The 12,135-nt window shown below is 27.3% G+C and carries 8 protein-coding genes; 4 read left to right on the top strand and 4 right to left on the bottom strand.

Annotation, left to right across the window (positions count from 1 at the left end; translation table 11 throughout):
* Positions 1–121: 121 nt before the first annotated feature.
* A complete protein-coding gene (locus tag BABL1_RS00555) occupies positions 122–613 on the top strand; it encodes a DUF2059 domain-containing protein (protein WP_023791086.1) in 492 nt (163 codons plus the stop codon).
* Between the two features lie 72 nt (positions 614–685).
* On the opposite strand, the gene BABL1_RS05140 is transcribed toward BABL1_RS00555, so the two are convergent.
* Positions 686–1,804 (bottom strand): ankyrin repeat domain-containing protein, encoded by a 1,119-nt coding sequence (locus BABL1_RS05140; RefSeq protein WP_023791088.1) that lies wholly within the window; start codon positions 1,802–1,804, stop codon positions 686–688.
* Positions 1,805–2,059: 255 nt separating this feature from the next.
* Positions 2,060–4,900, bottom strand: a complete 2,841-nt coding sequence (locus BABL1_RS00565; protein WP_044601151.1) for an ankyrin repeat domain-containing protein — start codon at positions 4,898–4,900, stop codon at positions 2,060–2,062.
* A gap of 143 nt (positions 4,901–5,043) precedes the next feature.
* On the opposite strand from BABL1_RS00565, the gene BABL1_RS00570 reads away from it, so the two are divergent.
* Positions 5,044–5,895 (top strand): hypothetical protein, encoded by an 852-nt coding sequence (locus BABL1_RS00570; RefSeq protein ID WP_171814716.1) that lies wholly within the window; start codon positions 5,044–5,046, stop codon positions 5,893–5,895.
* Here BABL1_RS00570 and BABL1_RS00575 read toward each other — a convergent pair.
* Positions 5,890–6,855 carry an alpha/beta hydrolase gene (locus tag BABL1_RS00575; RefSeq protein ID WP_023791094.1) on the bottom strand — a complete coding sequence of 322 codons (966 nt, stop codon included), beginning with the start codon at positions 6,853–6,855 and terminating at the stop codon, positions 5,890–5,892. The genes BABL1_RS00570 and BABL1_RS00575 overlap by 6 nt on opposite strands.
* A 269-nt stretch (positions 6,856–7,124) precedes the next feature.
* Complete coding sequence (locus BABL1_RS00580) at positions 7,125–8,636, bottom strand: leucyl aminopeptidase family protein (protein ID WP_023791096.1); 1,512 nt, start codon at positions 8,634–8,636, stop codon at positions 7,125–7,127.
* 540 nt (positions 8,637–9,176) lie between these two features.
* On the opposite strand from BABL1_RS00580, the gene BABL1_RS00585 reads away from it, so the two are divergent.
* Together BABL1_RS00585 and BABL1_RS00590 are read left to right on the top strand one after the other, a co-directional pair.
* A complete protein-coding gene (locus BABL1_RS00585) occupies positions 9,177–9,656 on the top strand; it encodes a hypothetical protein (RefSeq protein WP_023791098.1) in 480 nt (159 codons plus the stop codon).
* 162 nt (positions 9,657–9,818) lie between these two features.
* Positions 9,819–12,110 (top strand): hypothetical protein, encoded by a 2,292-nt coding sequence (locus BABL1_RS00590; RefSeq protein ID WP_023791100.1) that lies wholly within the window; start codon positions 9,819–9,821, stop codon positions 12,108–12,110.
* The last annotated feature ends 25 nt before the right edge of the window (positions 12,111–12,135 follow it).

Raw genomic sequence — 12,135 nt, forward strand, 5'->3', positions numbered from 1 at the left:
TGAATTTGTTTTTTATTTTGTTAGAATAGAATGGTAAACAGTAGAAGAAAATCGGGCCCAAACTTTTTTAGTTTATAATAGTAAAATATATCTAAAATCTAGTATTAGAAGGGACAATAATATGAAAAAATTATTATTCTCAGTTTTAGTGGCTTTTAACTTACAACAAGCTAATTTATGGTCCGTAGAAACAGATAATAAAAAGTTAAGAAATATAGAAAAAATATTAAATTTAACTATTAAATCTGATCAAATATCTGAATCTTTTAAAGCAATGACTGCTCAAATATTAGGTTCTGTAGAACAAAAAGAAGACGAGTACTCTAAAAAGCTTCTTAATTTGCAACAAGATTATCTAAATAATATTTTAGAAGAGTTCAAATCTGATAAGTTTGTTAGTAAGATTGCTCAAGTTTATGATAATATCTATACCGAACAAGAAGTTGAAGAAATTTTAAATTTTTATAATTCTCCAGTTGGTAAAAAAACAATAGAAAAGATGCCTGAAGTTACAGTTGCAACTAGTGAAGCAGTTACTGATATTATGAGAAATAGTTTAAATAATTTTATAAGTAAAGTTAATGAGCTTCAGATAGAATATCAAGCTAAATAGATTTAATATTAAGTTAAAAAAGAACTAGTTTAAACTAGTTCTTTTTTTTTGTAATAGATTTGTATCTTTTCTTTATATATCTGTAGCATTAACATTATCATCTGATTTTATTAGCATTTCTACTATTTCTTTATGATCGTATCTCGAGGCAAGCATTAAAGCTGTAAAGCCGTATTCATTTTTAGCATTAGTACTAGCGCCTTTATCTATTAATAGCCCTACTATCTCTTTATGTCCTCTTGCAGACGCAATCATTAAAGAAGTATAGCCATACTTGTTTTTAATATTAACATTAGCACCTGCTTGGAGTAATATTTCTACTATATTTTTATAACCATTTGTAGATGCAAACATTAAAGCTGTAGAGCTATATCTATTTTTAGCATTAACACTAGCACCTTTATCTATTAATATTTGAACTATCTCTTTATGGCCATTTCTAGATGCTATCATTAAAGCGGTTATACTATCTTTATCCGTAGTATCAAGATCAGCTCCTGTTTTGATTAATATTTGAACTATCTCTTTATGGCCATTTCTAGATGCTATCATTAAAGCTGTTATACTATCTTTATCCGTAGTATCAAGATCAGCTCCTGTTTTGATTAATATTTGAACTATCTCTTTATAACCTTTTTTAGATGCTATCATTAAAGCTGTCAATCTATTTTTATCTCTAGCATTAACATCAGTACCTGCAAGTATTAATTTAACTGCTTCCTTAAGATTTTCTTTAGATGCTTTTTCTTGATTCAATATTTCAGTTAAAGCTTGATTGAGATCTTCAGTCGATAAACCTTTATATTCTTCAATAAATTTAATTTTTAAATCTTCAAAGAGTTCATCAAAACGTTTTGATTTTAAATCTTTTACTAACTGATTTAAATAGTTTTTTAAAGATGGTGATTTTAAAGCAACATTCAATACACCTTTAAATTGTTGAGACACAAGAGCTATACTTTGTAAATTAATTTTAGGTTCTTGAAATATATCATTCCACTCATTAATAGTTTCTTTGAGTTGTTGTATTACAGTTTCATTGATAATAGCTGTCCTAACTTCTGCAGGTAAATTTAATAATTGCGACTCTTGTTCATTTGTAATATAATCTTGATTTTCCATGGAGATTATATTATTATTCATAAATAGAACTGATAATAATATTATATATAGATGTTTTATTTTGTTCACTTTTTATCCTTTAATAATTTATTTTAAATATCAACTATATTAAATATTATACACTAATTGAAATAAAGCTCAAATATTTGTTCTAATACAGATATTTATAAAAAGAATGAGCATATTACTAGTAGGCATTTTTTTGAAATATTTGTGAAAAGTAATCTAAATAACTTTATAAATAAGGTTAATAAACTTCAAATATAATATTAAGCTGAATAGATTTAGTATTAAGTTTGAAAAGAACTGCTAGTTCTTTTTAAGTTATAGGCCTATATTTTTCTTTTTTGCTAAATAGAGTGCGGTTTGTCCTAATATGTTTTTTAAATTAACATTTGCTCCATATTTTACTAGAAGTCTAGCGATTTCTTCTTTATTGTTTAATATAGCCAATATTAAAGCTGTATGACCCTCATTATCTTGAGCATCTACTTCTATATTAGGCAAATTCAAAATAAATTTAATTACTTCTTGATTTGATTCAAGAATTGCTATCATTAATGGTGTTGCATTGTGTCTATATTTATATTTGATATTGTAATTTACACCATAATCTATTAACATCTTTATCAAAGTTACATCACCATTTCTTATTGCTGCCCTTAATATTTCCTCTTTATAGTATCCTCTTATATTTAGCTCTTTTGCTAAATTAAGTAGGATGTTAATAATATCTTTTTTATTATGCTTTGTAGCTTGAACTAATCCTTTGATTATATCTTTGATTTTATTTTCATTATCTTGATATGAATTTATTATAAGCTTTACAACTGTGATTTGATCATTTGTTATTGCTATTTCTAAAGCTGATAAGCCTTTAGGATCTAAGAGATAGGTATTTGCTCCTGCTTTTAATAAAATATTTACAATATATGTGTATCCTTTTTTGGCTGCTATCATTAGAGATGTTTCATTATTAATATTTTTATGATCTATATCTATTACTTTAGATTTTATTAGATCTTCAACTATAATATAATTGTTCTTTGTAACCGCAATTAAAAGTGGAGTTTCTTGATATACATTTTCTATATTAAGATCAGCACCTTTATTAATAAGAATATACGCAAGATCAGTATATCCATAAAATATTGCTATATGTAATGAAGTATTTCCCATTATATTTTTTAAATTTATGTTTATGTCTGAAGTTTGCAATAACATGTTAATTATATTGTGCTTTTGCTTATATACCGCATTCATTAATATTGTATTTAAGCTTTCATCACAAGCATTAGGATTAACACCAGATTCTATAAATAATTTTAATATTTCCTTACAATCAAACTCTATAATTGCCACTATTGCTTTGTAAGCATCTGCTCCAAATTCTAATAATAATCTCGCTAGCTCTTTATTTGAATGATAAATTGTGTGTATTAGAGGGTTTATACTTTTTTTATTTTCTATATCAGGTTGGGCACCTTTATTTAATAGTTTATTTGCTATTTCTATGTTATTAATATGGCATGCAATAATTAAACTGTTATTCCCTTGTAGATTTTGAGTGTTTACATCTATATTTTCTAAATTTAATAAAAGATCTATTATAACTTTATATCTATTGCAAATAGCCCATATAAGTGGGGTATCTCCATTACAATTCTGAGTATTAGGATTAACTGCTTGTTTTATTATGTCCATGACTATATCCGGTCTATTATAGTACATAGCTTTTAGTAGATTGATTTGTTTTTCATTTAAGCTCTTATCAGATTCTATAATAAGTTCTGCAATTTCAGGGTTTTGAACTAAATAGAGACAGTTTTCTGCTCTTTTATTAATTATTCTCGGATTAGCTCCATATAATAATAGTAATCTAATAACTTCTTTAAAGTTTGATAAACTTGCATTGATTAGTGCTGTATTGCCATTTGAATCTTGAGTATCAAAATTTACATTATTTTCATAAAGTATTTTAATTACTTCTAAATTTTCTAGACCTGCAGCTATCATTAAGGGAGTATAGCCATATATATTTTGACTATTTATATTAATTCCTTTCATTATAAGCATATTTATCAATTCTATATTGTTAAAGCAAATTGCTTTAAATAAAGGATTATTTTTTTCTATGTCTTTTTGGTTAACATTCAAATTGGGAATTTCTGATAATATTTCTATAATTTTTCTGTCATTTTCAGATCGATTTTCGGCAATAAGATGTAAAAGATTTTCTTGATTATTATTTATAGCATTATAATTAGCGTTTGCATCAAGTAAAATCTTTAAAACTTTAAAGAGTCCTTTTTTTGCTGCTCTCATTAGAGCTGTATAGCCATAATCATCTTTTAAATCAATATCCGCACCATAATTTATCAACATTTTAATGACTTTTTTGGAAGCATTTTGCCGTACTGCTCTTATCAATGGTGTAGCACCTTTATAAGAACTTTCATTAACATAGGCTTCATTTTTTAAAAGAAATTCCAATGCTTTAATGTTAGACATCTCAGCAGCAATATGTAAAGCCGTATAACCATACAAGTCATTTTTATAGTTAACCTTTGCTCCTTTTTCTATAAGTTTAATTAAAAGAGCAATATCTGTATTATTTTTGTCTTCTACTGCTTTCATTAATATTGTTAAACCGTTTATTTCTATATTGGGATTTGCTCCAAAATCTAATAATATTAGAGCATTATTAAAGTTTTTATCATCTATTGCTTTTGATAAAGCATTATATTCATAGTATTCATTTTCTTCTTTATCTTTATTTAAATAATATTTTTTATCAAGATCCATTCCGTGATTCTTCAGAATTTGCGTAATAATACTTAAAAATTTTATATCTTTTATTTTAATTGATAGTTCTTGCCATTCTTCGATAACTTTATCTCTATGTTCTTGTTTACTATTAAAATAATCTTTTATTACCTGATTTATTATAGAATAAGATTCATCTTCAAGTTCAAAAACTATTTTTCTAAAGTTTGAATTTACATGAGTAATATTTATAAGTTCTTTAATCATGTCAGGCAGATTATCTATACCTAATACAAAGCTTATTATATGTTGCTTAATTTCATAAGGCATTGTATCTAATTGCATTCCATTTAAATTTTTTATCAAAATTAGTAAAATGATTAAATTTATCTTTTTCAATTTTACCCTTTTTTATTATTAAATTTATAGTACAATAACTAGACATAACCTATTTATAGTAGAAAGCTTTAAAAATGACTCGAAAATCTTTTATTTATTTTTTAATTTTTATAATAAATTTAAATTTTATATTTATTCATCCTATGCAAATTAATTCTGTTAAATCTCATAATTTAAAAATATGTCATATTCTGTGGCCCTTTATAGAAATAATATTTAAAGGCAGAGATAAATATAAAGATTTTTGTTATGAGGAGGAATTAAAAACTATTGTACAACATGTTATATATAAATTAATCGAATATGCTAATAACAATTTATCTGAATTGAATACTAACTTAATCGATAAAGAAAACCCAAAATTATTAGAAATTCCCGAATGTTTGATTAAAGATATCACAAAAGGAATAAAAGCTGATCTTTACTCTTGTATTAGATATCAAAATCAATCTAATACCGTAAAAAAAATTCTTGAATATAATTTGCATAATAAAATTTGCAAGTTACCTGTAATTAAATATTTAAAAAGAAACCTAAAGGGTCATTCTTTAAAATGTATCATTATACATATTCCACTTTCTACTATGTCTGATATTGTTATAGAAGATCTAAAAAATCTTATTTTAATAAAAAACTATTCTAAAAATGACATTCTTATTAAAGATATATGTTTATTAATCAAAAGTAGATTAAATACAAATGACTCTATTTTTAATTGCGTAAGCCCTGAAACCGTTTTAAAATTATATCAATTATTTAAAGTTTCCTTTATTTCAGTTGATTTTAAAGATACAGATCATAATGATTTTATAAGAGATTTGATTTTTACAGAAATTACCCAAATTCTTACTCAAGATCATTTATTAAAGAAAAGAACACAAGAATATAATACTACTATTCAACCTCAAGATATTATAATGGACATCTATAAGCTTTTTTTTAAACAATATTTCTTGTATATAGAAGATACTGATGAAAGTAATTCTGACTTATAAATCTACTTTTATTTTTGCCGGTTTTTTGCTATTAATATTATCGCTTAAACATAACTTTATAAACTTATTTACCTTTTTTATATATTCACTCATTTTAAAAAATATGGGATCAAAGTGACGCCTTGCATTACAAATCCATAATCTTTTAAATCCTTTGGCTCCATTATATATTGATCTTACAGCCTCTTCTGGAGCTTTATCATCATTGGTACATCCTATAATAAATACCGGCTTTTTAATATATTTAATTGCCTCTTCAGGATATATTGGCTGCATGTAAGTATTAATTTGAGTTGAATCAATATTGGCAAGACTTTTTAATATAGTTTTTATAGCACTTTGTACATAAGGACTATATGCATAACTTTTTAATATATTAGAACCAGGCATTCCTATTTCATAACCAAAGATACTGAATTTTATCTTACCTAAGCTACGCTCAAGCAGTTTATCAGAAGATTCAAAAGGACAATCTAATATCATCGCATTACATAAATCTTTTTCAATAGAACCTGCGATTATGCTAGCAACAGCTCCCATGGAAAAACCATATATAATTATTGGCAAATTCTTTAGATCAGGATCATTCTTTATAAATTTCACTGCACCTAAAATATCATAAGCCTCATTTCTTCCAAAAGTACAACATTGATCTTTAGCATCTTGACCATGAGCTCTAAAATCAAATGCCATAGTATTATAATCTTTAAAAATAACATGTAAAAAGCTAATATCAAATTTATCACACATAAAACCATGACATATAAGTATAGTTGCCTTTGCTCTTGGCCTTTTTACTATAATTCCATTTCTTAATATTTTATTATCAGAATCTACATTTTCTCTTGATAAAAATTGAACTTTTTCTTCAATACTGTTCAAATCTTTTATAGAAAGTAAATATATTTCTTTATACACTACAATTACTAAAGCCAATAAAGAAATAATCCTTAATTTCATAGATTGCCGACTCCCTTCTATTTAGCTTTTAATCAAACATATTTAATATATTCTATTTAGTATATTAATTAAGCATATTTAATTATATAATTTTTAAATATGAATTTATATTACCATTTGTTTTATAATAATTTCAATATTTTATAGGAATAAATAGAAAGATACTTTATAATATAAAAAGGATGTAGGTATTTAATACCTACATCCTTTTTGCTTATTGTGTTAAAAAACAAGTATATAAAAAATAAAAACTAAGATAATGTTAGTAATTAGGCATTCCAATTCATTATTAGGTCTGTCAAAAGTCTAACGCCAAAACCGGTTGCTCCATCTCTTAAGTAACTCATACCAGGTACACCAAATGAGACTCCTGCTGTATCAATATGAGCCCAAGGTACATCGTTAACAAAATTCTTCAAAAAGAAAGCAGCTGTTATTGCTCCTGATTTATATCTTGCATTACCTGTATTTGATATATCTGCTATGTCAGATATTATTGCTTGATGATAATCTTCATCCATTGGCAATCTCCAAAGTCGATCACCAGATCTTCTTGAAGATTCTTTTAATTTCTTTGACAGATCATCATTAGGACTTAAAAGACCTGCATAGAAGGGCCCAAGAAAATAAGCACACGCACCAGTAAGAGTTGCTAAATCTACTATTGCATCTAATTTGTAATTTGCCACAGCATATGATAATGCATCTGCAAGTATTAATCTGCCTTCGGCATCGGTATTCAGTACTTCAGCTGTTTTTCCATTATAAAATTTTACTATGTCACCTGGTTTTAATGCTGAGCCGCTTGGCATGTTTTCTGACATAGGAGCTAGAGCTACAACATTAATTTTTGGCTTAAGTTGTGCAATTACTTCCATTACCGAAAGCACTATTGCTGCTCCCGCCATATCATCTTTCATGGTTTCCATGGCATTTGCAGGTTTTAGACTCAATCCACCTGAATCAAATGTTATACCCTTTCCAACAATAGCGATAGTTGGAGCATATTCAGGTTCATATTTATATTCTAGTATAGCTAATCTGCAATCTTCAACAGAACCTCTTGATACTCCTGCAAGACCTCCCATTCCCATTTGAATGATTTCTTCTTCATTAAATATTTTATAAGATAGATTATATTCTTTTGCTATCTCTTGAGCTTTACTGGCAAATATTGTAGGTGTAAACTGAGAAGGAGGCATATCACACCAGTATCTTGATTTGTTTATAGCATGCCCTATTACTATACCCTGATTTATGCCATCTTCTACTTCTATTTGATTATTTTCATTTACAGATACAAATAAATCAAAATCCCACTTTAATTTTCTGTCAGGATTTGTTATAAATTTATCAAAATGATAAGCAGATTTATGTAATATAGTAGAAGTTTCTTGTGCTAGTTTTTTATAAGATAAATCTATTAATACAGGATCTGGCAACGAAAAGCCTATACTATTTAGTTTATGACTTTGCGCAACTCTTACCAATCTCCCTACTGCTCTTCTGTAAGTTTCTACATTTAGAGATTTTCTGTCTAAATCTCCTAATCCTAAAAGAATTATATATACCGGTTTATTATGGTATACTCCATTTAGAACTAGAACACTTTCAGCTTTTCCTGAAAATCCTCGGTTTTTTATCGTTGCCTCAAGCGGTCCGTATATTTGCTCTGATAATTTACTTAATTTTGAAAAATCAAAATCATGTTCCAAAAAATATGCATAAGCATCTAAATCAAGTTCTAATATATCCTGATTTGTTACATTTATATTTCTCATCAAACTCCTTTGCTTATTCTTTTAATGTTAAAGAGTATAAAACTTGTAGATCTTAATTTTACTAGATTTTTTATCATATGGAAACTTCTATCATAAAATTTACTCAAATAACACAAATTCGATATAGAAATTTAAGAGGTAACTTGATAAGATCAAACTTTATATAAAGCTTTCTTAAAACGTCTCAGATTAAACTAAAAATCCTTTCAGTATTGTGTTTGATTATTTTTATGATAACAAGAAAATATGTAACACTGTTTGGACAAAAAATCTAATTACCCTATTCTAATATATCAGATTGTAATATAAGGTTCGGCAAACTAGCGATAGCGTGCGGCCGAACCTTATATTACACCTAATTTAAGATAAATTAATAAAAATTATGCGTCTTAATAAGATAATAAAATTATTCAAAACAAAAGAAAAACTCTTAACACAAATAAAAAATTATTGATTTTTATTCGTAATATAAATTAAAATAGTAATATAAATCTCGAAGAACTAATATTATAAATAATGAAATCATCAAGAAAGGATATAATGAAAAAAATAATTATTTTATCAGCGTTTTTATCATTACTTATTAACGCAACAATTTTTTCAATAGAACCAGAACACAGTAACTATTTAAAAGATGCTGAACAGTTCTTAAGTCAAGCTAAAGAAACCGGCACCAAATGGTTTGAATCTGCCAAACAAAAAGGCGGTCAATGGATAGATCAAATACATAAAGATGTTGTATCAGCACAACAAACTTTATCTGATCACTTAAAAAAAGCAGAAGATCTTTATAATAGAATAAAAAGTGGCGTAATAAACAAAGTTGACGCATGTACTGCTATAAGAGGATTAGAAGTAGCTATAACTCCTATCAAGAAAACTTTAGATACAGCAAAAGAACTTTATCAACAAAAATTAAAAGCCTTACTTGAAACTCAAAAAACACTTGAAGAAAATGAACATGCTTATAATTCAATTGCCCAAAAACTTAATCAATCAAAACAAGAATGTAAATTATAATTTTGATTGATTACAAGTTAATTTAATAATAAAAAAAGAGACTAATAATTACGTTAGTCTCTTTTTTTATTATAATTGCTTGATTTTTATTCATATTATAAATTAAAATTAAATAAAAATAATATAGATAAATAAATCAAAATTTTTTGGAGGTAATAAAAAGTGAATTTTTCAAAGAAAATATTTTTTATTCTAATAGCTCTATTAGGATATTCAGATCAAACATTTGCTCAAGCAGCAAATAATTTAGATCTTAATACTCTTATCAATCAATTGATAAATAAATCCAAAAACAAAGAACTATCTTTATCAGATATTCCAGGATTTTCTAACTTTGCTCCGTATGTACCTTCTTCAGTATACAACTTTTTAAAAGATTTAAAATTAACAAATCTAAAGGCTCAGCCTTATAAATCTACCGATGAATTAATAAGTGCAGAAACTAATATTGAAGGTATAGAAGCTCAAATAAGAATCATATTAGGAGCAAATCCATCAAGCCAAGCCTCCAATACATCAAGTCCAAATCATACAACAAATACTTCTAGCACCTATATCGGATATATAGAGAATATCATATCTGAAACCGAGGCTTACGTAACTAAAATTGCAAAAGACATAGTATCTCAATTATCAGCAATAAAATTAGGCCTAGTTATAGAACTTCCTAAGGGCTTTCAATTTGCACAACTTAATCCAGATTTAAAATTTTTAGACTCAGTAAGATTAGAAGATGGCGCTCTTGCCCTAGGAACCAACTTTAACGATCCAACTTATGGTGATATAAAAGCAGGATTAACACTTATTGCAAAGGCACAATTAGAAGAACCTTTTCTTACAGCAAATAACTTTATAAAAAATGCTACAAACGGAGCTTATGGATTACCACAAACAGAATTTGAATTAAGAGGAAATATATTACCTGGAGTATCAGGAACATCTATAGGCAGAACAGTTCCAGGAAGGATAACTTTTCAATCCTCTAATAAACCATTAATAGAATTTGATAACATGAACTTTAAGCTTATAGTATTACCTCCTACTAAAGAACTCAAATATGGAAGTGGCTTGTCTTTAGGATTATCCGGTGGACTAAAATTACTTCTTAATAATATGTACAGCAATCTCAGTCCTTTAGATTTTGAAGCATTTTTCAATATAGACACTTCATTAAAAGCTTCTTTAAGTGCAACTATGAGTGGATTATTAGATCTAAAACCCGTAGGTTTGCCATTTACATTTGGAAATGTAACTATTAATCAAGACTTTAATATACAGAATATGCAAAACCTTAATCTCAAAAATCTAGTCTTAGCAGGACAAGCCAATTTTGGGCCAGCAAATCAACAAAGTAAATTAATTTCTACAATTGATCTTAACTTTAATGAAAATAACACAAATATCTTTACCTATGGTACTTTAGAACCTGCAACTCCAGGTAGAAATGCTTTGTCTTTATCAGATATACTAAATTTATCAACCACAGCTTACACTCAACTTAAATCTGGAGAAAGTCAATTTAAAGCTAATATACCTGAACTTGCAATCAAGCATGCAGAATTTTTCTTCTCACCATCTAATATAATATATGGCAATAAAACTTTACCAGGAGGATTAACAATAGACACCTCTTTAGATATATTTGGCGGGACTGCAAATGTAGTATTCAAGCTAGATCAAACTGGATTTGATGCAACCGGTTATATAGTATCAGAAATAGATTTAGGATTAGTAAAGATTTTAGGAGCTTCTGAATCCAAAACCTGTCAAAGTGCTGACCTATGTAACATAGCATGCAATGGTCAACCAACAATTAAAACACAAAATATCTTATTTCCTAACGAACTTAAAAATACTATTACTAATAATTTTACTCTAGACAGTAATCATATACCACAATTATTGCAAAATCGTCCAGATTACTCTAAAGCAACAGGCGGCCTAGTTAACATATTTTTCCACCCTCCAACTGATGTAGCTATGCTTATTAACGCAAAAATTAGCGCTGATGCAGGTCCTGATCTAGGGGTAATTAACAGCGATGCTTGCATAAATGCAACAAGTAGCGGTATATTTGCGTACTTCCAACAAAAAGTACTTGGTGTTTTAGATACTCAGTTTAGTTTGCATGCAAAAGATTATCAAACACCTAACAAGCAATGGTATATCTGCGGCAAAGCAACACCAGCAACAGAAAATTTACTTGTATCACTAATTGCCAAAAGAATAGATCAAGCCAAACAACAAGCATTAAGTAAAATTAATGATGCACAAAACAAAGTAAGCAATGCTCAAGCTGCATATAATAAAGCACTTAATAATGCACAAAGCAAAGTAAGTGATGCCCAAGCAGCATACAATAAAGCACTTAATGCAGCAAAAGCTAAAATTAGTCAAGCTGCTGATAGCATACAACGTGATTTAGATAAAGCAAAAAAGGCGTGTGGTAGTTAAAATTAAATAAATAGTGGAGAAAAAT

The organism is Candidatus Babela massiliensis (genome assembly GCF_000513475.1).
Taxonomy (GTDB): domain Bacteria; phylum Babelota; class Babeliae; order Babelales; family Babelaceae; genus Babela; species Babela massiliensis.

Coding starts and splice junctions, on each gene's coding strand:
- BABL1_RS00555 (WP_023791086.1), top strand. CDS start 122: ATGAAAAAATTATTATTCTCAGTTTTAGTGGCTTTTAACTTACAACAA.
- BABL1_RS00570 (WP_171814716.1), top strand. CDS start 5,044: ATGCAAATTAATTCTGTTAAATCTCATAATTTAAAAATATGTCATATT.
- BABL1_RS00575 (WP_023791094.1), bottom strand. CDS start 6,855: ATGAAATTAAGGATTATTTCTTTATTGGCTTTAGTAATTGTAGTGTAT.
- BABL1_RS00580 (WP_023791096.1), bottom strand. CDS start 8,636: ATGAGAAATATAAATGTAACAAATCAGGATATATTAGAACTTGATTTA.
- BABL1_RS00585 (WP_023791098.1), top strand. CDS start 9,177: ATGAAAAAAATAATTATTTTATCAGCGTTTTTATCATTACTTATTAAC.